General features: G+C 58.5%; 20 protein-coding genes and 1 tRNA gene. 9 read left to right on the top strand and 12 right to left on the bottom strand.

The window, feature by feature from the left end; genetic code table 11:
• Positions 1-20: 20 nt before the first annotated feature.
• From NA78x_RS23725 to tig, 5 genes are all read left to right on the top strand, one after another.
• The gene (locus tag NA78x_RS23725) at positions 21-899 is read left to right on the top strand and encodes a transglutaminase family protein (RefSeq protein ID WP_425614867.1); all 879 of its coding nucleotides are present in this window, start codon (positions 21-23) and stop codon (positions 897-899) included.
• A gap of 230 nt (positions 900-1,129) precedes the next feature.
• Complete coding sequence (locus tag NA78x_RS23720) at positions 1,130-2,113, top strand: hypothetical protein (RefSeq protein WP_425614866.1); 984 nt, start codon at positions 1,130-1,132, stop codon at positions 2,111-2,113.
• Between the two features lie 40 nt (positions 2,114-2,153).
• Entirely contained in the window at positions 2,154-2,876 is a 723-nt protein-coding gene (locus tag NA78x_RS23715) for a class I SAM-dependent methyltransferase (protein WP_425614865.1), read from the top strand.
• A gap of 292 nt (positions 2,877-3,168) precedes the next feature.
• Positions 3,169-3,241: transfer RNA gene (locus NA78x_RS23710), tRNA-Gly, on the top strand.
• Between the two features lie 344 nt (positions 3,242-3,585).
• A complete protein-coding gene (tig, locus tag NA78x_RS23705) occupies positions 3,586-5,082 on the top strand; it encodes a trigger factor (RefSeq protein ID WP_425614864.1) in 1,497 nt (498 codons plus the stop codon).
• Positions 5,083-5,280: 198 nt separating this feature from the next.
• Here the strand turns inward: tig and NA78x_RS23700 are convergent, their stop codons facing one another.
• From NA78x_RS23700 to NA78x_RS23645, 12 genes are all read right to left on the bottom strand, one after another.
• Positions 5,281-5,547: a hypothetical protein gene (locus NA78x_RS23700; RefSeq protein ID WP_425614863.1), complete on the bottom strand. Its 267-nt coding sequence runs from the start codon at positions 5,545-5,547 to the stop codon at positions 5,281-5,283.
• An 87-nt stretch (positions 5,548-5,634) separates the two neighbouring features.
• A complete protein-coding gene (locus tag NA78x_RS23695) occupies positions 5,635-6,195 on the bottom strand; it encodes an IS630 family transposase (protein WP_425614862.1) in 561 nt (186 codons plus the stop codon).
• A 32-nt stretch (positions 6,196-6,227) separates the two neighbouring features.
• Entirely contained in the window at positions 6,228-6,587 is a 360-nt protein-coding gene (locus tag NA78x_RS23690) for a hypothetical protein (protein ID WP_425613962.1), read from the bottom strand.
• A gap of 681 nt (positions 6,588-7,268) precedes the next feature.
• Complete coding sequence (locus NA78x_RS23685; protein ID WP_425614861.1) at positions 7,269-8,702, bottom strand: trypsin-like peptidase domain-containing protein; 1,434 nt, start codon at positions 8,700-8,702, stop codon at positions 7,269-7,271.
• A gap of 211 nt (positions 8,703-8,913) precedes the next feature.
• Positions 8,914-10,116 carry a mandelate racemase/muconate lactonizing enzyme family protein gene (locus NA78x_RS23680; RefSeq protein WP_425614860.1) on the bottom strand — a complete coding sequence of 401 codons (1,203 nt, stop codon included), beginning with the start codon at positions 10,114-10,116 and terminating at the stop codon, positions 8,914-8,916.
• Between the two features lie 39 nt (positions 10,117-10,155).
• Complete coding sequence (locus NA78x_RS23675) at positions 10,156-10,404, bottom strand: hypothetical protein (RefSeq protein ID WP_425614859.1); 249 nt, start codon at positions 10,402-10,404, stop codon at positions 10,156-10,158.
• Positions 10,405-10,497: 93 nt separating this feature from the next.
• Entirely contained in the window at positions 10,498-11,691 is a 1,194-nt protein-coding gene (locus NA78x_RS23670) for an enolase C-terminal domain-like protein (RefSeq protein WP_425614858.1), read from the bottom strand.
• A 35-nt stretch (positions 11,692-11,726) separates the two neighbouring features.
• The gene (locus NA78x_RS23665) at positions 11,727-13,031 is read right to left on the bottom strand and encodes a DUF1552 domain-containing protein (protein WP_425614857.1); all 1,305 of its coding nucleotides are present in this window, start codon (positions 13,029-13,031) and stop codon (positions 11,727-11,729) included.
• 47 nt (positions 13,032-13,078) lie between these two features.
• Positions 13,079-13,732, bottom strand: a complete 654-nt coding sequence (locus NA78x_RS23660; protein ID WP_425614856.1) for a Uma2 family endonuclease — start codon at positions 13,730-13,732, stop codon at positions 13,079-13,081.
• Positions 13,733-13,785: 53 nt separating this feature from the next.
• Complete coding sequence (locus NA78x_RS23655) at positions 13,786-14,904, bottom strand: citrate/2-methylcitrate synthase (protein ID WP_425614855.1); 1,119 nt, start codon at positions 14,902-14,904, stop codon at positions 13,786-13,788.
• A 52-nt stretch (positions 14,905-14,956) separates the two neighbouring features.
• Positions 14,957-15,919 carry a methylisocitrate lyase gene (gene prpB, locus NA78x_RS23650; protein ID WP_425614854.1) on the bottom strand — a complete coding sequence of 321 codons (963 nt, stop codon included), beginning with the start codon at positions 15,917-15,919 and terminating at the stop codon, positions 14,957-14,959.
• 128 nt (positions 15,920-16,047) lie between these two features.
• On the bottom strand, positions 16,048-16,797 hold the full coding sequence (locus NA78x_RS23645; RefSeq protein ID WP_425614853.1) for a 7-carboxy-7-deazaguanine synthase QueE: 750 nt from the start codon (positions 16,795-16,797) through the stop codon (positions 16,048-16,050).
• A 348-nt stretch (positions 16,798-17,145) separates the two neighbouring features.
• Here NA78x_RS23645 and NA78x_RS23640 point away from each other — a divergent pair, with 348 nt between their 5' ends.
• The 4 genes from NA78x_RS23640 (at position 17,146) to NA78x_RS23625 (ending at position 21,307) form a co-directional block, all read left to right on the top strand.
• Positions 17,146-18,630 (top strand): ATP-binding protein, encoded by a 1,485-nt coding sequence (locus NA78x_RS23640; protein ID WP_425614852.1) that lies wholly within the window; start codon positions 17,146-17,148, stop codon positions 18,628-18,630.
• A 21-nt stretch (positions 18,631-18,651) separates the two neighbouring features.
• Positions 18,652-19,101 (top strand): response regulator, encoded by a 450-nt coding sequence (locus tag NA78x_RS23635; protein ID WP_425614851.1) that lies wholly within the window; start codon positions 18,652-18,654, stop codon positions 19,099-19,101.
• Positions 19,102-19,177: 76 nt separating this feature from the next.
• Positions 19,178-19,507: an STAS domain-containing protein gene (locus NA78x_RS23630; protein ID WP_425614850.1), complete on the top strand. Its 330-nt coding sequence runs from the start codon at positions 19,178-19,180 to the stop codon at positions 19,505-19,507.
• A 27-nt stretch (positions 19,508-19,534) separates the two neighbouring features.
• Entirely contained in the window at positions 19,535-21,307 is a 1,773-nt protein-coding gene (locus NA78x_RS23625; RefSeq protein WP_425614849.1) for a GspE/PulE family protein, read from the top strand.
• Positions 21,308-21,335 lie beyond the last annotated feature (28 nt).

Raw genomic sequence — 21,335 nt, 5'->3', positions numbered from 1 at the left:
ACAGAAGGATCGCCAAGCACGTGAAATACAAAGTCACCCACACCACGATCTACGACTATTCGGAAGCGGTCCCGGTCTGCCACAACGAAATCACCCTCTGGCCCCGCGATCATCGCCGGCAATCGTGCCTGACACACCGCATTCGCGTTCGTCCCGAACCGGTGCATCTCGATCACCGCACCGATTACTTCGGCAATCACACGGCGCAATTTGCGATCGAACAGCCTCACAATCGGCTGACGGTCACCGCTGTTAGCCAGGTGCAGGTCTTGCCGCCCGAGATCCCCGCGCCATCTTCCACGCCGCCCTGGGAAGACATTCGCGACCGCTTCAGCTTGGGTCAACCACCCTGGTGGCTCGAAGCTCGGCAGTTCGTGCTCGACTCTCACTACGTGCGCGCCACAGCTGCGCTGCGGCAGTTGGCCGAGCCTTCGTTCACCCCGGGACGTCCTTGGCTGGAAGCAGTGCTCGACCTGACGAAGCGGATTCATACCGAATTTAAGTACGATCCCACGGCGACCACCATCACTACATCGCTGGAGACAGTCCTGCGCATTCGTCGCGGCGTCTGTCAGGACTTTGCCCATTTGCAGATTGGCTGCCTGCGGTCGCTGGGGCTGCCTGCTCGTTACGTGAGTGGTTACTTGCTCACTTCACCTGCGCCGGGGCAACCTCGCATGATCGGGGCTGATGCTTCGCATGCGTGGGTCGCCGCGTTCTCGCCCGAAGCAGGCTGGATCGATTTCGATCCGACCAACAACGTCATTCCCGGCACTGGCCACGTCACGCTTGCCTGGGGACGCGACTACGAAGACATCTGCCCCATCAAGGGCGTGCTCGTCGGCGGCGGCAAACACCGCATGCGGGTCGCAGTCGACGTCGTGCCACTGAACGATTAGTTCTTCTTCGTTCGGTAGTCATCTCGCTCCATCGAGATGATTAGAGCGCGAATCGTGCCAAGAACTTGAAAGCACCATCTCGGAGCAAGATGACGACCATAGGGGCAGCGAGCAGTGCTAGCGGCCCGATTCGTCTTGGTCGCGATTCTCGTTTTTGGTAGACAATGGCTACGCATGCGCTTCAGGAGGAAGCGCGCGAATGCAGGCACAGGGAGGCGCAGTCGCCAAGGATGAAAACGATTCTCGTCGAAGACCGCACGTGCCCGTTAGCCAAGCCTGCGCTCCAGGCCATTGCCGATACCTGCTCCGCCCTCGGTCACCGTGTGGTTCGCTGGCGCGGACCTTTCTCCGGCCGAGTTCCCCACTCGCGACGTCTGCAGCGCTGTCATGCCGCCTTTGTGTGGAACGGCGTCCATCCGGGTTATGCCGCCGCACTGGCCGAACTGGCTGCGATGAAAGCCCGCGTCGCCTATGTCGAACTGGGCTGGAACCCGCAACGAGGCACCTGCCAGATCGATACCGCCGGCATCAATGCGACGACAAGCTGGTCGAACGAGCCTCTGGTGGCAATGGGCAAGACGCGCTTGCCGGTACGAGCCCAGGGCGATCTGCTCGTGCCACTGCAACTCGACGACGATACACAAATCACGCAGCTTTCGCCTTGGTTCCCGAACATGCACGCGCTGGTGGAATTTCTCTGCCGCAACTCGCAACTGCCCGTGCGCGTCCGCCAGCATCCCAAGGCTCCGCTCGATGCTCACCTGAAGCAACTCACCTTGCGACTCGGCGGCACCTGGGACGAGAGCCCCAGCTTTGCTGCGGCGGTGGAAAAGTGCCGCGCGGTGGCACTCGTGAATTCATCCGTGGGTGTGGAAGCACTGGGCCAGCAGCTGCCGGTGCTGTGTTACGGGCTATCCACTTATCGCCACGATGGGGCCGTGTATTGCCTCGACAACGATGGCGCGGCCACAGCGCAAGTGACCACCGAACTGCGCGGGCAACATTCGTCGCTCACCATCGAGCGGGTCGCAGCCGCTTATCACCGCGTCATGAGCCAGCAGTGGACGCATGCCGAAATTCCTCGCCGGCTGCCGGCGATCGTCAATCAACTACTCGTCGGCGCCGTCGATTTTCCGGAAACATCACAGGGACTGTGGTCGCACGTGGTGCGGCTGCTCGCTCCCTGGAGCAACCCTGCTCGCCGGGCTGCTTAACTTCGTTCAATCACGTACGTCAATCATTACCGAGGTCGTCATGTCCCAACGCGAGCCGCTCAAGGCCGAACAAGCCCTCAACAAACTGCTGAGCGCGTTTTCCTTTCAAACCGTGCTCGACGTGGGCTGTGGCTATGGCTTGCATACCAAGCGCTTCCGCGAGGCCGGCAAAACCGTAACGCCCACGGACATGTTCGACTTCATGGGTGGCGGTGTGGTGACCGGCGATTACCTCGATGTGCAATTCGACCAGCAGTTCGATTGCGTCTGGGCCTCGCACGTCCTCGAACATCAGCTGAACGTCAATCTGTTCTTGAAAAAGTTACATCGCGATTTGAAAGAAGGTGGCTATCTCTGCGTGAGTGTGCCGCCGCTGAAGCACGAGATCGTCGGCGGTCACGTCACGCTCTGGAACGCTGGCATCGTCCTCTACAACCTGATTCTTGCCGGCTTCGATTGCTCGCAGGCCAGGGTGAAGTGCTACGGCTACAACATCAGCATCATCACGCCAAAAATCACTGCCAAGCTGCCGTACGACAAGTTGCGGTTCGATAACGGCGACGTCGATACGCTGGCCGGCTTCTTTCCTAAGCACGCTCAGCTGCAGTGGCAGCAAGCAGTGCCCGGCAACATCGCCCAGCTGAACTGGGACGGCGACGAGTTCGTCATGCATCGCGACGCCCGCTCCGAATGGCGCCGCCTTCGCCGCTGGCTCTCGCCAAAACGGTGGTTTCAAAAGCAGTCGGCCCGCCAGGCAGCCTAAAGCTGCCATCAGGCCAAGCCGGCAGAGTTGTCGATTTTGCAGATCGAAATCCTTCTCTCCCGCACCCAAATCTGGTGCTATATTGAAGGATACTGCAGCGGAATTGCCTCTGAATTTGCTGGCTGGCCGTTCAAGTTGGGCGGCGGACTGGTCGATGAGGAAACTTCCGTCAGGTTGTTGTTTTTTGAGTCCGATTCGGCCAGCTGAGAAATCAGTGGGCACAGACTGTGGCATTCCTGACAGGGGCTTTACAAAGCCGTCGCGATCTGCAAAATTATCGGGCTACTGACACGCGGGTGTAGCTCAGTTGGTAGAGCGCCACCTTGCCAAGGTGGCTGTCGTCGGTTCGAGTCCGATCACCCGCTCTTTTGGCTGCGGCCAGTACCTTTGGTGAACCATCGCCACAGGTCCTTGCCGCATCAGCACTGCGAAGTTCTACTTACCCGAAGTGCCGCGATTTCTGCTGTACTTCGGGTTTGTCGTTGATGGGCAGGTTGGATTGTATCAATCCTCCTTAGCTCACCGATGGCTCGGATTTTGCAGCGAGACGAGACACACTTTTGTTGACAATCTGTTGTTAAAACGGGCCTGATGTTGGTCGTGCAGGTTGCGGACTGGTGCTCAACCACCGTAACAGCCGTCGCCAACGACTTTTCCCTCCTCTATCTGCGAGCTCGCCTGCAAGCTGGGCCGCTGGGTGGAACCTACGATGAGCGCTCCCGAATTGGAAGAAGACACCACTGCCGCCGCTGCTGAAGAAGCAGTGAAGATGAACCTCGAGGTCAAGGTCGATAAGCCTTCGGCCTGCCAGCGACACGTCACCGTGGCCGTCTCGCGCGAAGACATCGAACGCTACTTCAAGACTGCGTTCGACGATCTCGTGCCGAAGGCCGAACTGCCCGGCTTCCGCGCCGGTCGCGCCCCGCGCAAGCTGGTCGAAAAGAGCTTCCGCGAGCAAGTGACCGATCAGGTCAAAGGCAAATTGGTCATGGAAAGCATGACCCAGATCAGCGACGAACAACAATTCTCGGCCATCAGCGAGCCGGACTTCGATTACAACAGCATCACCCTGCCGGCCGAGGGTCCGCTGCGGTATGAGTTCAAAATCGAAGTTCGCCCCGAGTTCGACCTGCCAGCCTGGCAAGGAATGAAGCTCGAGCGTCCGGTGCACCAATACGCCGAAGAAGAAGTCGACGCCTACCTGAAGAAGCTGCTGGCCCGTTACAGCAAGGTCGTCGATAGCAGCGAACCAGTGCAAGCTGGCGACCTCGTCACGATGGAACTCACCTTCCGTCACGACGGCAAGCAGATTGCCCAAAAGACCGAATCGGAAATCGTCGTCCACCCGACGTTGACGTTCAAAGACGCCAAGCTCGAAGGTTTCGACAAGCTTTTGATCGGCAAAAAGGCCGGTGAAGTGGCCGAAGCCAAGGTCACGATCTCACCCGACGCCGACAACGAACAGCTTCGCGGTCAGGAAGTGGATATCGAGATTCGTCTCGTCGCCGTACAGAAGTACGAGTATCCCGAACTGAACGAAGGCTTCCTCGATCGCATCGGTGGCTTTGCCGACGAGAGCGAGCTGCGGACCGAAGTTCGCAAGCAACTCGAAAAGCAACTCAGCTATCAGCAGCGTCAACGCGTTCGCCAGCAGATCACTTCGCTGCTGACCGTGGCCGCCAACTGGGACTTGCCGCCGGACCTGCTCCGCCGTCAAGCTCGCCGCGAGCTCGAACGAGCCGTGATGGAATTGCAATCGCACGGCTTCAATCAAGAACAGATCAAGAGCCACGCGAACGACCTGCAGCAGAACATCATGGCCTACACGGCCCGTTCGCTGAAGGAACACTTCATCCTCGAGCGGATTGCTGAAGATCAAAAGATCGATGCCGAGCCCCAGGATTTCGACACCGAAATCGAATTGCTGGCCGAACAGAACGACGAGTCGCCTCGCCGCGTTCGCGCCCGCATCGAAAAGCAAGGTGCGATGGACACGCTGCGGAACCAGATCATCGAACGGAAGGTGATCGACCTGATCGAGTCGCAAGCCAAGTTCGAAGAAGTGCCGCACATTCCCGCCAAGGCAGATTCGGCCGCTCTCGACTTTGCCATCGCTGGCTCGTTCGAGAACATTCCCGATGCCAAGTACAACAACGATGCCGTCACACCCGGCACTCCGCAGCTGAAGAAGGAAAACAAGGACTAGTCCTTGTTTCGACCTTGACCTAAAAAACGACCAAAGCCCCGGTGAGATTCACCGGGGCTTTTTTGTTGGACATGGGGCTCGGCTTTGGGCACATTGGCAAAAGCCACTTGCTCACATCTCGCAGGAAGGGAATACAAATTGGCAAAGGACGTTAGTCACTACGAGGGGACAGTCGCTCGTTGGCGGAAAAACACATTTCTATTTGACGTGGAATTGGATGATGGGCAGGAACTGACCTGCGGTCTGGCGCAGACCTACTTCGGACGAAAGCAATTGAGCGTCGAGGCTGCGAAAATTGAAATCAACAAGAACGGGCCCCACCTTGGGCAGCGTGTGCGAATCAGCAAACTGCCTTCGAGTCCAGTCGGGATGATTCTGCCCAAAGATCAAGGGGAACCACCGGCTGCAAAGAAGCAGGCCACGCAGAAGAAGGCAGTGGGGAGATTGCGAAAGGCCGATCCGCATAAACTGCCAGATTCTGCGAAGAAGCCAGTGGGCAAGAAGTCAGCATCCAAGCGGCCGCCCGGAAAGTAGGACTAGAGCGGTTGCATTTTAGGTCTGGCGGTAGCCACAGTGGTGGAAGTAGTTTCGGCACTCGGGTTCGGTGAAGAGTTCGAGCACCTGACCGCAGAGTTCCCCGAGCTTGTCGACGGTGCGGGCGGCACCATCGCGGAGTAGCTTTTTGAGCTTGGAGAACGCCAGCTCGATGGGATTGAGGTCGGGCGAGTACGGCGGCAAGTAGCGGAGTTCGGCTCCGACTGCGGCGATGGCTTCGCGGACTCCGGTGACCTTGTGGCTGGATAGATTGTCCATCACGACGATGTCGCCAGGTTGCAAGAGTGGGGCCAGTTCCTGCTCGACCCACGCGCGAAACAATGGGCCGTTGATCGGGCCTTCAATGGTGAGCGGAGCGATGAATCCCTCGGCTCGTAACGCGCCGAGAAACGTCGTGGTTTCCCAGCGACTGCAGGGCGTTTTTTCCTTCAGTCGGGTGCCGAGTAGCGAACGACCAAAGGTCCGCGTCATGTTCGTTTTGGCACAAGTTTCATCGATAAACACGACTTTGGCTGGATCGATCTCACCTTGTGAGGCCCGCCATTGAACACGCTTCAAGGCGACATCGGGGCGATCTTGTTCGCTGGCAATCAGCGTCTTTTTTTTCGCGATTGCTCGAGTTCATTGCAAGCATTGCACAAGGTCGACAGACAAGCTTCTTCGTTGAGTTCGGTCTTCAGTTCGGCTTGCAGTTCACGCAGATAAATGTCCGGCCGGTCGGTGATCTTCGCGAGCAACCACTCGCTCCAGGCATGCCACTTGGGAACACGCGGAGCTGCGATCTGCGGCGCGATCTTCCCCGTCTCGCGACGCTGCTGCTTGATCGAGCGAATCCACGATTCAGAAACTTTGAACCGCAAACCAATCGCCTTCGTACCTTCCTTCGTGTCAGCCTCGGCATCGCAGGCCGCCAACACCACAGCGCGAAATTCCGTCGGGTATGCAGACATCGAGCCAACTCCTTTAAGTTGGCCCCAACCTACCCCACCCGCCCAAATAGCGCCAGGCCTAGCATGAACTTGCTCTAGTCGTCCAACTAGCGATCACTGGATCTGGTTCGGCTGCCAGCAACTGGCCTTGGTGTCGCCAATTGTTTTTCTCAAATAGCACAATATTTCATTGACAATAACTCTACATATGGAAATAATATCGGCACGTTCTCTTACAGTTTGGTTGCTAAGACGTGTGCCCGCGTAGTACGGTTGCGCTTTCGTCGTGCTCGCGAGGTGGGCCAGTAGTTGCGCAAGAACGGCTTGTCCAAGCCCCGCCCGGTTATTGGACAAAAAGAGCGCGTTGCAAAAGTTGCCTGCGAGCCGCAAGTGACGCAGCTGCAGCAACTTCGGGCAAAAATCAAGAGTGAGTGCCTGTCCAAAAACCCCTAGTTTCTGAGACGTTCTGCCTCATCAGGTAGTGCCAGGCAGCCATGTTTCGCGGAACGCAAGTAGCGGCACGCTCAAGTAGGGGGTGTTCACAAACCTCGCTCGTTGGCTCGGCAAAATGTGCGAATTCCTCGGCAATGGCGCGGTTGGCGGCCGCCGAGGTGGGGCGGTTTGTGAACAAGTGCAAACCGGTCGCAGCTGAGCTACAAGCACTTACGGCGCGGGGGCAGTGCACAGCAAGGAACTCGCAGCTTACTCATCATCCCCGATAGGATCGGGGCGACTGTTGAGCCGCCAGAATTGGTAAAGCAGGCCGAGCAGGCCAAGGCCCGCGAGGGCGGTTTTGCCTTGATCCCAGATCGTGTCGCCGCCGACCTGCTTCCAAGCAGCCGCGATCAGTTGATCGGCTGGCGCGGTCTCCAGTGGTGTGCTGGTGGGGACGCGCGAAGGGAGCGGCGTATGAATGACGTTCAGCGCTTCGGCAGCGATCGGCCCGGTGTGGCGATCGGCCGTGGCCAGGTCGCGGCCATCGAGGATCGGCAGATCGCGAGTGGTTGGCGTCGGCCGGAGTGCGGTTCGATCTTCGACCGGTTCTTCTCCAGTCACCAGCGTGAGTGGTTCGGCGCGGCGAGCCGGCAATGGCAACAGCGGACGAGGTTCACTTGGCCGGTCGATCATCGCGGCAACGGGCCGAGGCGGTGGCTCGGGGCCCATTTGCACAGCCAAAGGTGGCGAGGTGGACTGCTGGCCGCTCGTCACCTGCCGGGCTTTCCATTCTCCTTCGCTTTGCTCGCCAGGCACTTGGGTGGCTGCGGCAAAAAGATGCGCATCGGCGGCTGGAGGTCCTTCGACCGGCAAGGGAGCGGAAGGAAGCGTTGCGGGAACGTGCGCGGGCGGAGCACCAGCCAAGGATGGTGGGCCTACCGGAACGACGCCTTGCAAAAAGCTGGCGACGCGCGGAGCGTAGCTTCCGGAGGTCGAGCCTTTGCCCGAACCAAACAGCACGCCGGCGATTTCGCCCTTCTCGTTGAAGATCGGCCCGCCGGAATCTCCCTGGCGCGCTTCGGCAGCCAGTTCGACCATTTCGTACGGCAGGTTCGTTGAGGGCGAAACGTATTGGGTGCAGCGACCAGCGGCCGCGCGGTAATCGCCCGATCCATAACCGGCAATGCAGAGCCACTCACCAGGCTGCGGCGCGGTCGTCGACAGCGTCAGTGGCTGCGCAGTAGGCGGCTTACGAATGCTGAGGGCCGCGAGATCCCAATCGCGATCGCTCTTGACGATGGTGGCCGGCGTTTGAAAACCATCGGCGAAGAAGACGTAGATCGGACCGGATGAATCGCGGACTACATGCCAGTTGGTCACCAGCAGGCCGTACTCGCCGCGGACATCAACGAGCGAACCGCTGCCGAACGAAACGCCAGTCTTCTCTTGCACCACGACTCGCGCGACCGATGGATGCGGCGTGCGCGAAATGAGATGGCCAAGAGGCTCGCGGTTCGGCGCGGCAGCTGCTCCCGAGCCACCTAAGATTGGTAGCCAACCTTGTGCGTGAGCGGCCGGAGGTTGCCCGCCAGACCAGGCAGCGACGACGAGCAGCGTGCTGGCTCGGGCGGCCTGGCGCGCACGTCGCCACCAACGCGTGGGCGCGGAACGAGTTGTCGTTCTGGGTTCAATGCCTGTCAATGTACACCTGGTCGTCCGCCACGCGAGGTGAATGTGCTTACTGGCATTGATCGACGAAACTTGATTGCAGGCTGCAGCTTAGGCTCGGCCGCTAGCACAACGCGCGGAGCCGACACAACAGGCAGAATGAACAGAACCGCAGAGCGCCCGATAAACGGCATGCCGCGGATCGGTCGCCGGGATTGGCAGGGTTATGCCGAGTGAGAGCGGATTAATAATCGGCGATCGAGCCATCGGGCAGGCGGCCACGCGTCGGCCATTCCGGCGGCGAAGGTTGCTTGGCAAGTTCGGCCAGGACTTGCTCATCCACATCGCATCCCAGCCCTGGTCCTTCGGGCAGCGAAGCATAGCCGTCCTTATCGAGCGACCACGACTTCTTCACCAGCCCGGCGGGGGTGATGTTCGGGTAGTACTCGTGAATGAGGAAGAACGGAATCGAAGCACTCACATGCAAGCTGGCCGTCGCACCTAGATCGGTCGTGACGCAATGCGGAGCGAGCGGTACATGATAGGCCTCGCCGAGGATCGCAATCTTGCGCATCTGCGAGATGCCACCGGTGTGGGCACAGTCGATCTGCAGAATGTCGGCACAGCCTTCTTGCAGGTACGGAATCACTTCCCAGATGGTGCGAGCCTGCTCACCGACGGCCAGCGGAATCGAAATGTGCTTCTTCAGCCGTTTGAAGACTTCGATGTTGCCCGGCACGGCGGGTTCTTCGATGTAGAGCAAGTCGTAAGCCTTGAGTGCCGAAGCCAGCTGCATGAGATACGGCGGTGGTAGTGCGCAGTGAGCATCGAACATGACGAGGCCATCGGGGCCGACTTGCTTACGCGCGTTCTCGACATTCCTCACATGGGCTTCGATCTGCTGCGGCGAGCCCGAAAAAGGCTGCGGACCCGCGCCAACTTTAGTGGCCTTGATCGAGGGATACATTCGCACCTTGTCGCGTGTGTTGCCGCCGAGCAGCCGATAGACCGGTACGCCCCAGAGTTTGCCGGTGATATCCCACAGGGCCATATCGATGCCGGCCAGCGTATGGGTCATGAAGGGACCGCCGCGCATGTCGCGATGCGAGCGATAGACCTTCTGCCACAGGTGCTCGATGCGCGAGGGATTCTCGCCATCGAGCAACTCGAACAGCGACTTCACGAGCGCGGTAGCGACCGTGGTTTCCAATTGGTCGATCTCACCCCAGCCCGTGATGCCGTGGTTGGTTTCGACCTTGAGAAAGACCTTACGCTTCACCGCGGTGGGAGTGATACGGGTGATCTTGAGCGTGGAGGTTTTATCGGCGACTTGGGCCGCGGGATTGTTGTCGGCTTGAGCGCCGAGGGCTGCGTTTAAGTCTCCGCGAAAGGCATTGAAAGTCAATGCACCGGCTGCGGTAGCCAACAGGTTCCGTCGTGTTGTCATAGTGGTCTTTCACGTCAGTTGCGAATTCAAGCCAAAGTTCTAATCGACTCCCTGCAGCGGTTCGCCACCAGGATGTTCACCCGTACCGAGCAACATTTCAACTTGCACAAGTGGATAGAAAACCAACTGGCATGCGCGGTTGAGTTGCAACGCCCGCTCATCGTGCGGCAACACAAAGAAGAATCCTTTGAGTCCGACAGCTCTTGATTGCTGATAGCCGCGTCTCGACATGACGACGTAAACGCCAAGATAAACAATCAGCATCGAAGCAACGGCAACGACAATCATCGTTGGGTTTGTGCCTCTGCGATTGCTCATGATTCACCAAGTAGTGCAAAAGCCGGTGAACCACCGCCGCAGGGGCGGTGGCGTTGGAGAGGATTAATAATCAGCGATCGAACCGTCTTTCAATTTCTGTCCGGGCCATTTGTATGTCTGCGGTTTCTTGGCTTCTTCGGCCAGCAGTTTCTCGTCGATTTCGATTCCCAGGCCCGGTCCACCTGGCAGGCCGATGTAGCCGTCCTTGTCGACTTCCCAATTGGCGCGTGCGACAGGTCCCGGATTGAAGCCGCGATTGTCGGGATAGAACTCGTGGATGAGGAATAGCGGAATCGACGAGACCACATGCAAGCTCGCGGCAATGCCCAGGTTGCTGGCCGTACAATGCGGCGCGAGCGGTACGAAGAAGCTCTCGGCTAGTACGGCAATCTTTCGCATCGAGGTGATGCCGCCCGTGTGGCAACAGTCGGGCTGCAGAATGTCGAGGCAACCTTCTTGCAAATAGGGGAGCATTTCGTAGATGCCGCGATCTCGTTCGCCGGCCGCGAGGGGAATCGCAATCTGCTCCTTCAGTCGCTTGAAGACTTCGATGTTGCCGGGCACCGCTGGCTCTTCAATGAACAGCACATCAAAGGGCTTGATCGCGGCCGCCAGTTGAATGAGAGCTGCGGGCGGGACGGCACTATGGGCATCGACCATCACTGCGCCGTTGGGGCCTACTTGCTCGCGCGTCTTGGCAATGCGTTTGACGATGTTGTCGATCTCTTGCGGCGTGGTGCTGTGTTCAAGTGGGTAGCAGGGGATTTTGCGAGCCTGCGCCGTGTGATAGACACGAATGCGATCGCGCGTGGGTCCACCGAGCAGGCGATAGACGGGCACCCCGTGCAACTTGCCGGTGATATCCCACAGGGCCATATCGATGGCGGCCAGCGAGTGCATCATCAGGGCACCGCCGCGCATGTTCCGATGCGAACGAAAGACTTTTTGCCAGAGGTGCTCGATGCGTGTGGGATTTTCCCCGTTGATCAACTCAAACAGCGATTCGACCAGCGGCTTACTGACGCGAGGATCAACGCCCTTGAGATCGCCCCAGCCGACGACGCCGTGGTTGGTTTCGATTTTGACGAACACGTTGGGATTGACCCAAGTCGCCTGCAGGCCGGTGATGCGAATGCTGGTCGCGCGGTCCGCCACTTGAGCCGCCGGGTTCTGCTGGGCAGAAACGACTTCCTGCAACAGCGCAGTTCCGGCAGCGACCGCCGCTGCGGAGGAGAGAAGATCTCGGCGGGTAGGCATGGCAGGAGGGGGAGAGAGGAAGGGAGGTCAAAGCGTTAGATTTCGCTGAGCGGTTCCTTGGCGTCGCCAAAGGTTTTCGGACGGACGTTCATCTTGTCCATGATCGAGAGGTAGAGCCGGCACATCTGCCGGTCGGCTTGTTCGCGGTAATTGAGCACGCGGCCGGTCTGAATGCGCCCGCCACCACGGCCGAGCATCACCACGGGCAACTGCGTGGCATCGTGGTGCCCCGTCATCATGCTGGAGCAGAACATGAGCATCGAGTTGTCGAGGGCTGTGCGCGAGCCTTCTTGAATCGCATCCAGCTTGCCAGCGATATAGGCCAGTTGCTCGACGAAGAACTGATTCACCTTGAGCCAATCGGCCGTATCGTTGTGCGACAACAAGTGATGAATCATGTAGTCGACACCCAAGTGCGGAAACCGGAGCGACGAGTGATCGTTGTTTAACTTGAGCGTCGTGATGCGCGTGGTATCGGTCTGAAAGCCGAGCACGAGGATATCGCACATGAGCCGCATGTGGTCGGCGATGTTCTGAGGAATGCCTGCTTCGGGCCGCGGCATGTTGGGCTTGTCGAGCGTGGGCCGCCAACCTTGAAGTTCACCCTTTTTGCCGGCGGCCGAGATTCGCTGCTCGACATCGCGGACCGAATCGAGATATTCATCGAGCTTGCGTTGATCTGCAGCGCTGATCTGCCGACGCAGATCTCCCGCATCGGCGAGAACCGCATCAAGCACGCTTTGATCACCCTTCTGGACTTCGTCTTTGAAGAGACGATCGAAGGCGAGCGCGGGATACAACTCTAGCGGCGTGGGGGTGGTCGGCGAGCTCCACGAGATGTGCGAGCTGTAGAGCATCGAATAGTTCTTGTGGACCGACGGGTTCGACTTCTCGCAGCCCAATACCAGGCTAGGAACCTTGGTCGAGCGGCCGTAGGTCTGAGCGAGCAACTGATCGACGCTCAAGCCCGAGCGAATGTCGCCACCAGAAGCAAGCGGCGCGCCGGAGAGCAAGTTGCCCGTTTGCGAACTATGAATGTTCCCCTTGAGAGCCTGCTCGTTGTAAAGGCCGCGCACGAACAGCAGCTTCTCTCGATAATTGTGCAGCGGCTTAAGAACCTGGCCGAGCTCCATCCCGGCACCTTCACCCTTGGCCCACCATTCCTTGCCGTGAAAGCCATTGCCGGCAAACAGCACCGCAAGTCGCACGGGAGCTTCGCTGGCTTTCTCGGGGCCGGTAGCATCGTCTCCCCAAACATTGACCGACTCGAGCCAAGGAAGTGCCATCGACACACCAAGGCCCCGCAGCATCGTCCGACGGGAGAAGACGTGAGGTTTCACGAGCGGTTCCTGGGAGAGTTAAGATTGGCGGGGCGGGTGCTGAGGGTTTAACCCTGTTCGTCCAGAACTGCAAAAAGTTCGGTGATCGAAAGTGTTAAGCCAGGGAGAAGCACTGTGGTGATTTGATCGTGTTCGTGCAAATGAAACACCTCCCCCGATTCGCGAAAAACTTCGACCGTTCGGCTGAGCAGATAGACTTCCCAAATCTCGATGACGCCCGCAGCAAAATAGTCTTGGCGTTTGCGGTCCATTTCCGCAGCGGTGTTGCTGGGGCTAATGATCTCGATGGCAATGTCAGGGGCAATTGCCGGAATCTGCGTCGTGGGAATCTGGCGACCGGGCAATCGGTCCCAAGAGAAATAGGAAACGTCGGGAATGCGAACTTGGCCAGGCAGTACGCGCACCATGCCGTCGGAGCCAGCGACAATGCCCAATTTGTGCTGAGCAACAAAATTCCCGATGACGCAAGACAGAAAGACCGCAAGCAGCGATTCAGGAAAGCCCATCGTCTTCTCCACCAAGACGCCATCGACCAATTCGCATAGCCGTTTATCCGCCGAGGCTTCCAGACGCAAGACATCCGCTTCGGTGGCACTGCCAGGAAATGGTGGGATCCGAATTCGCGACAGGGGGACATCGCCCACTCTGCTGACCAGATCAGCGAGCGTCTCGGCCGGTAGTGGTTGCATGTTGGTGGACATACGGTGATTCTACTACCACTCCGAGTATGTCGCGAGCATGTTTCAGTGACGCTTTACTTGCGCGAGCCGAGAGGCTGCCACTTTCGCTCCGCAACGCCGTTGTAGATCGCGCGCGGGCGAATGAGCCGGTTGTTGTCGAGTTGCTCGATGATATGAGCACTCCACCCGACGATGCGGGCAACGACGAACAGTGGCGTGTAGAGATCGATGGGCAATCCCAGGTAGTGATAAAGCCGGGCACAGGGCCAATCGACGTTGGGTGGCAGCTTTTTTTCGGTCCGCACGACGGTTTCGATGGTCTCGGCAATCTGTTCCATCTCATCGTGGCCTGTTTCGCTCGCCACGGCAGCGGTGAGCGTTTTCAGATAGACGGCCCGTGGATCGCCATCTTTATACACCCGGTGGCCAAAGCCCATGATGCGACGTTTGGCGGCCAGCGCCTGTCGAATCCAAGCTTCGGCTTCCGCGGCGGAACCGACTTCCTGAAGCACTTCCATGGCCCGCTCGTTGGCACCGCCGTGCAGCGGTCCCTTGAGCGCGCCGATGGCCGCAGTGATGCCAGAGTGCAAATCGGAGAGAGTTGAAACGACACACCGGGCCGAAAAGGCTGACGCGTTGAACTCGTGTTCGGCATAGAGGATGAATGACACATCGAGCGCTTTCACCTGCCGCTCGCTCGGTTGCTGGCCACGCAGCATGTACAGAAAGTTGGCGGGTAGCGACAAGTTTTTATCGGCAGCGATTACATCCTGGCCATCCTTCAATCGCTGACGCGCGGCGACAACGACAGGCATCTTGGCGATCAGTCGCTCGGCCTTGCGCACGTTAGCATCGTGGCTGTTGTCGTTGACTTCCGGTTCCCAATGGGCCAGCAGACTAGCCGCGGAACGAAGCACGTCCATCGTCGATGCCGACTTCGGAATCGCACGCAGGGTTGAAATTACTTCTGCAGGAATATGTGCGGCTTCCGTCAATCGCTGCCGAAAGGCCGCTGCTTGGGCGGCGGTCGGCAGTTCTCCGTGCAGAACCAAATAGGCGACTTCTTCGTAGTGCGAATTCGCACCGAGATCTTCGATGGTGTAACCGCGGTAGGTGAGTCCCGTTTCGACGGTGCTGACCGCTGTTTCGCCAGCGACGATACCTTCCAGCCCTGGGCTATAGGATTCAGTCATGGTGATTCTTCGTAGGAGAGGTGAACAAAATCGTCGAAGTTAGCCTGCTGAACTATTTCGTGTCGCCGCCAAAGTGGGCGCGGTCTCGTTCTTCGAAATCTTGATAGTCGAGCAGGTCGTACAGTTCTTCGCGGGTCTGCATCAAGTCGAGCAGCGACTCCTGCGAACCCTCGGTAGCAAGCACCGCCAACGCAGCTTCTGCTGCCTTCATCGCGACGCGTAAGAGCGTGACGGGATACACCACCGCAGAGTAGCCCATGCCAGCCAGATCGTCGAGCGACAGTAGCGGACTCTTGCCGAACTCGGTCATGTTGGCCATCAGTGGCATTTCGATCTCGCGGGCGAAGCGCTCGAATTCCTGCGTCGTCGAGAGTGCTTCCGGGAAGATCCAGTCCGCACCGGCATCGAGATATCGCTTGGCTCGATTGATGGCGTCGTCAATATTCGTCACGCCGCGGGCATCGGTGCGGGCGATGATGACGGTTTCGGGATCGCTCTTGGCACCGGCCGCCGCTCGCAGCTTCGCGCACATGGCTTCGACATCGACAAGCGTTTTTCCCGAGAGATGTCCGCAGCGTTTGGGCATCACTTGATCCTCAAGTTGAATCGCCGCCGCACCAGCCGCTTCAAGTTCCACGATCGTCCGTTCGACGTTCATTGCTTCGCCGAAGCCCGTATCGGCGTCGACAATGACAGGCAAGGTCATCGTGCGTGTGAGATAGGTAGTCTGCTGAGCGAGTTCCGTAAGCGTGAACAAGCCAACGTCGGGCAGGCCGAAAACGCTCGCGGAAAACGCTGCCCCGGACAGATAAACCGCGTCGTAGCCCATTCGCTGAATGAGCCGGGCGAACAGTGCGCTCGGCGCACCAGGAATCTGAATCGTTGAGTCCTCGATCAGCAGGCGCAATTGCTTGCCCGGCGAGGCAAAGTCGGCTGGGCCAAAATCGTCCTGCTCGTGATCATGCCCATCGTGGTCATGTTCACAATGTTCGTCGTGTTCGTGCGGCTCAGCCATGAGGGTGCTTTATTCTTCAATGCGAGTTTCGGATACGGGCCTGACACAAGTGACAGGCAGCGAAGCGAATGATAGGCCGCGGCGCAGATCGGAGCCAGTAGTGTGAGCCGGCAACAGGCTCTGGCTACTTAAGTTCCTCGGCCGGGCCCGAACCATTCGATGTGTTTGCGCGGACAATAGTGAAAACCATGTGCCTGGCAATAAGGAACGAGCCACTCCGCCGTGCGTTGCAGTTCGACCGGTTCAATTCCTTGCGGCATCAGCCACACGCGTTCGGCTGCTACCTGTGGAAACTCCTGCAGCCAGGTCTGAACTGCCTCGCAGTCCGCTCTGGTATCGATCACAAACTTTAGTTGATAGTCGTATTCGGCAAGCAGGCGACGAATGACCTCAGGCTGATGCCGGTCGCGCTCGTGACGGTCACTCCACGCACCGGCCCCTTGCCGCACGGGAGTGGAACTCGCCAGCTTGGGGCTGATCGACATCAAGTCGCAACTAACAGGTAAGTAGAGTGTTCCCGAGGTTTCGATCGTGATGTGCCAATTCCGTTCGCGAAGCTGAGCGCAGAGCGGGATGAGCTCCGCAAACAGCATCGGCTCACCACCGGTCAAGATCACATGTCCCAGCGAAAGGTCGTTGGCACTCTGCCCAAGCGACGGCAGAATCTGGAGCCAAGGCCCGCCACTACTTCGCAGGCGTTCGACTTCGGCAACGATCTCGGCCACATCGCGGTCTTCGCCTTCGGGGCGCCAACTGGTGAACGGGGTATCGCAAAACCAACAGCGCAGGTTGCAGCCACTCGCGCGAACGAGGGCGCTAGGAGTGCCTGTCAGTCGGCCCTCACCTTGGAGGGAGGAATAGATTTCAGCGATACGCACGGGACTTCAGGTCAGTCATGGAGAGGACGGTTTGTAACGGCAAGGCGCCGCAGGCGGAAGGTTCCGGCCAAGTAAGTATTGTACCGCCGCAGCGGTTTTTCGGCCGGGGGAGTGGCGGAACCCATCAGTTGCTGGTTGCTGGCGCCGTTTGTAGCAATCGTGCAGGCTGCGGCATTGCGCAAGGGTTCTCACGAAGAATTAGACACCTCCGGAGTGTGACCTAGTTTTCTGAAAGGAACATGAAGCCAATTCTCCACGTGCCTTGCGTGGGCTTGTTCCGCGAGTCGACATTCCTTGTTCGATTGCCCTACTGTGAATCACCCGAATCGTTTTATATCGACTGCACCCGTGCTGTTCCTGGCAGCTGTGCTCACTGCGATCGGCCTGTGCTGGGCCGCCGAAGTGTGGGTGGGCAAGCCCTCGCTGATGGCACGCGCGGCCTTCCTCACCGGGGGTGCTGCACTTGCAGTGCTTGTGAGTGGACTTAGTGCCGAGCGACACGTGCATGCCTGTCAGACTGCCAAGCGATACATCGAAATGATTTGTCAGCTGGACGTAAATGCCTGGCTCAACAGCGATTCCACGAACATGCCCGATCTACCGGCCAGCAACTCGTTTCGGCCGGTGCTCGCTTCCGTTCGCCATTGCCTGCAGCAAATGGCTGAGCGCGTCGAGCATGCCGAACATCAGCGCACGGCCGCCGAAGCGCGCGTGCATCGTATTGCCGCCGAACGAGATCAGCTGAAGGAGATTCTCAGCGGCTTGAATGACCCAATTGTTGCTGTCGACTCGTTTGGAGAGGTGGTACTCGCCAATGCGACTGCCACCAAGCTGTTGCATTTGCCGGCGACGCTAACCGAACATCCGGCTCTGGAGCAACTTACCCGCTGCGAAGAACTGATTGGCCTGCTGACGGAAACCCGTAAACGCCGTGTCGCCACCCATCGTACTGCCGAGATCAATCTGCCCGACGATGCCGGACGGCAACATTGGTTTCGCATCAGCTGCCGGACGTACTCCGATGACTCGGGCTCGCACGACATGAGCCGTTCGTCTGCGGGCAGACTTGGAATGGATTCGTTGCCCGGCGGGCAAGGCGTCGTTGCTGTACTTACGGATATCACCCACGAAAAGGCGATTCAAAGGCGAAACGCTGAGTTCGTGTCCGCCGTCAGTCACGAAATGAAGACTCCGCTCGCCAGTGTGCGGGCCTATGTCGAACTGCTCGCCGATGGCGATGCCGAAGATGACGCCACAAAAGAAGAGTTCCTCGGTGTGATTCAAAGTCAGACCGAACGGCTGCAACGATTGATCGACAACCTGCTTAACCTGTCGCGCATCGAAGCCGGTGTCGTCGAGGTAAACAAGGCATCACGTTCGCTTAACGAACTGCTGGAAGAAGCAGTGAACCTGCTACAGCCAGCAGCAACGCACAAGCACATGGAACTAAAGACCGACCTCAGCCCGCTTTATCTGGGCGTGATGGCCGACCGCGATACGTTACTGCAAGCAGCAATCAACCTTGTTTCGAACGCGTTGAAGTACACGCCCGAGGGTGGCATCGTCACGGTTCGCAGCCGCCTGTCAGACGAAAGCGTGGTCTTCGAAGTGCAAGATACCGGCGTGGGACTTTCGCCCGAAGACCGTCTGAAGGTCTTCGAGAAGTTCTATCGAGTGAAGAAAGATCAACAGATGGCCGCTGGCACGGGCTTGGGCCTGCCGCTGGTGAAACACATTGTGGAAGACGTACACGGCGGTCGCATCGAAGTCGACAGCGAACCAGGTCGCGGCAGCACCTTTCGAGTAGTGCTTCCTCGGCTGAATGCCAGTTAGGGATTGATAAGAGACCCGGCTATGCAAAAAAGAATCTTGCTCTGCGATGACGAACTACACATCCTCCGGGCCGCGGAGTTCAAGTTTTCGCGCGCGGGTTACCATGTGCAATGTGCTAATAACGGCGAAGAAGCCTGGGCCATCATCGAGCAGCAGGTTCCCGACGTGCTGGTAACCGACTGCCAGATGCCACGCCTAAACGGGCTCGATCTTGCTCGCCGCATCAAAGATCATCCCGCAACATCGCACCTGCCCGTCATCATGCTGAGCGCGAAAGGTTTTGAACTTTCGCCGACGCAACTGCGCGAAGAGTACGGCATCGTGAAGTTGCTCTGCAAGCCCTTCAGCCCGCGAGAATTGTTCGGTGTCGTCGAAACGCTGCTGGAGCATGGTGCTGAACCGGGGCACGACCCGCTGGTGACCTTGCCGGTTGCCGTTGGTGTTCCCCCAGCCGTGAGCCAGTGGCTCTAGCCTCACGCTTGGTTAACCGAGCCGGCCGCACTCCCGCCTGCCCCCTTCCATTCCCGCCTCGCCCTAAAGACCTCTCATGAAACTCCCCACCGAAATTTTCGGCGATGTGGTGGTTGTCCACACCCAAGAAGAACTGAGCGCCGATACGGCCGGTCAGTTTGAATCGTTTCTGACCGCACTCGATCGTTCGCAAGTGATCATCGATATGAACGGCAGCGAAACAATCGAGAGCGGCGGTCTGGAAGCAATCTTGAATGCCCAGGAAACACTCCGGGCTCTCGGTGGCGACGTGAAGATTTCGACCTCAAACGATTCCAATCGCAAAATCCTCGAAATGACTCGTCTCGACCAACAGTTGGAAGTATTTGAAACGGTCATTGACGCTGTCAAGAGCTTCGCTGGTTAAGCACATTTCCCGCGGAGGACAATCGCGATGGTAACTACCGTTCATGCTCCCCAACGACTCGGCAATATTCTGATCGAGAAGGGGATTCTCTCGCTCGAGAAGTTGCAGCAAGCTCTCGAGTATCAAAAGCAATCGGGCGGCTCCAAGCTGCTGGGAGAGATCCTGGTCGAGAAGGAATTCTGCTCGGAAGACCAAGTCATCGAGTGCCTCGCGCTGGTGTACGCGCTCCCCTATGCCAAATTGGAACCGCGCCTGGCCGACCCGAAGATTGTCGACGTCCTGCCGCGAGAATACATCGAGAAAAACCTCGTCTTCCCGCTCTTTCGCATTCGTGGCGTGTTGACGGTCGCGATGTGCGAACCGACGAATCTGTTCTTGCTCGACGAAATGAGTCGAGCGACGAACCTGCAAGTGCAGGTGGTCGCTGCCTCGCCGAAAGACATTCGGCGGATGATCACGACCCTGCCCGATAGCAAGACGTTCGTCATCGATGACATCATCGATAACAACAGTCAAGCCGAAGTCACGCTGATCGAGACCGCGATCGACGATATTGGCGATGCCACAGAAATCGCCGGTCAATCGCCAGTCATCCGGCTCGTGAACTACGTCATCTACAACGCAGTGAAGGAGGGGGCGAGCGATATTCACATCGAGCCTGCCGAACGCTGCATGCGCGTGCGATACCGCATCGATGGCCGGCTGTACAAGGCTCTCGAAGTGCCAGTGAATCTACTCAACGCCGTGACCAGCCGTATCAAGATCATGGCCTGTCTCGATATTAGCGAACGTCGCTTGCCGCAGGATGGTCGCGTGCACGTGATGCTTGATGGTCGCAAAGTCGATCTGCGCATCAGTACATTCCCCGGCAATCGTGGCGAGAAGACCGTTATCCGCGTGCTCGATACCCGCAGCGTGTCGCTGAACCTTCGCGACCTGGGTTTCGCAGAAGATGTGCTCGAGCCGCTGCAATCCGGCATCCGCGCTCCGAACGGCATCATCCTGGTTACAGGGCCAACGGGTAGCGGCAAGAGCACGACGCTGTATGCAGCGCTCAACGAAATCGCTTCGATGGAAAACAACATCTGCACCGTCGAAGATCCGATTGAATACCACCTCTCGCTCATCAATCAGTTTCAGGTGCAAGAGCGAGTGGGACTCACTTTCTCGAAAGCCTTGCGAACACTTCTGCGGCAAGATCCTGATGTGATCATGGTCGGCGAAGTTCGCGACGAAGAAACCGCCCGCACCGCGATTCAGGCAGCCCTCACCGGCCACTTGGTGCTTAGCACGCTTCACACCAACGATTCGCCGTCGGCGATTACGCGACTGATCAATATCGGCGTCGAGCCTTACTTGATCTCTGCGGCGCTCAATGCCGTGCTGGCTCAACGACTGGTTCGACGCGTCTGTCCGAAGTGTCGCACCGCTTATGAACTCCCTCGGCCGATGCGCAAAACGCTAGAACGCATGGGCTATGGCATGGACGTGTTCTACAAGGGCGTCGGTTGTAAACGCTGCCGAAACACCGGCTACAGCGGGCGCGTCGGCGTGCATGAACTGCTGGAAGTCAACGACCAAATCCGCGATGCCATCGTCGCCAATGCCTCCGTCGCCGACCTGCGTCGCATCGGCCTCGCGAACGGCATGGTCACACTCCGCAAAGACGGCTTTCGCAAAGTACGCGAAGGCCTGACGACCGTTGAAGAGATCATTCAGATCACTGGCGATAGTGCCTTGGCAGAACAAGCCGAGAAAACCGGCTCGGTGATGGACGAGATTCTTCATTCCACTCCGTAGGACGTTGCCACCTAGAACCAGCCACGAA

The organism is Anatilimnocola aquadivae, from assembly GCF_049819085.1.
Taxonomy (GTDB): Bacteria; Planctomycetota; Planctomycetia; order Pirellulales; family Pirellulaceae; genus Anatilimnocola.
This window is presented reverse-complemented; position numbering and strand designations above follow the sequence as displayed.

What these genes read in the sequence shown, in the direction of transcription:
- NA78x_RS23720 (WP_425614866.1), top strand. Translation starts at nt 1,130, where the DNA reads ATGAAAACGATTCTCGTCGAAGACCGCACGTGCCCGTTAGCCAAGCCT.
- NA78x_RS23715 (WP_425614865.1), top strand. Translation starts at nt 2,154, where the DNA reads ATGTCCCAACGCGAGCCGCTCAAGGCCGAACAAGCCCTCAACAAACTG.
- tig (WP_425614864.1), top strand. Translation starts at nt 3,586, where the DNA reads ATGAGCGCTCCCGAATTGGAAGAAGACACCACTGCCGCCGCTGCTGAA.
- NA78x_RS23700 (WP_425614863.1), bottom strand. Translation starts at nt 5,547, where the DNA reads ATGCGGATCGGCCTTTCGCAATCTCCCCACTGCCTTCTTCTGCGTGGC.
- NA78x_RS23690 (WP_425613962.1), bottom strand. Translation starts at nt 6,587, where the DNA reads ATGTCTGCATACCCGACGGAATTTCGCGCTGTGGTGTTGGCGGCCTGC.
- NA78x_RS23680 (WP_425614860.1), bottom strand. Translation starts at nt 10,116, where the DNA reads ATGACAACACGACGGAACCTGTTGGCTACCGCAGCCGGTGCATTGACT.
- NA78x_RS23675 (WP_425614859.1), bottom strand. Translation starts at nt 10,404, where the DNA reads ATGATTGTCGTTGCCGTTGCTTCGATGCTGATTGTTTATCTTGGCGTT.
- NA78x_RS23670 (WP_425614858.1), bottom strand. Translation starts at nt 11,691, where the DNA reads ATGCCTACCCGCCGAGATCTTCTCTCCTCCGCAGCGGCGGTCGCTGCC.
- NA78x_RS23660 (WP_425614856.1), bottom strand. Translation starts at nt 13,732, where the DNA reads ATGTCCACCAACATGCAACCACTACCGGCCGAGACGCTCGCTGATCTG.
- NA78x_RS23655 (WP_425614855.1), bottom strand. Translation starts at nt 14,904, where the DNA reads ATGACTGAATCCTATAGCCCAGGGCTGGAAGGTATCGTCGCTGGCGAA.
- prpB (WP_425614854.1), bottom strand. Translation starts at nt 15,919, where the DNA reads ATGGCTGAGCCGCACGAACACGACGAACATTGTGAACATGACCACGAT.
- NA78x_RS23635 (WP_425614851.1), top strand. Translation starts at nt 18,652, where the DNA reads ATGCAAAAAAGAATCTTGCTCTGCGATGACGAACTACACATCCTCCGG.
- NA78x_RS23630 (WP_425614850.1), top strand. Translation starts at nt 19,178, where the DNA reads ATGAAACTCCCCACCGAAATTTTCGGCGATGTGGTGGTTGTCCACACC.
- NA78x_RS23625 (WP_425614849.1), top strand. Translation starts at nt 19,535, where the DNA reads ATGGTAACTACCGTTCATGCTCCCCAACGACTCGGCAATATTCTGATC.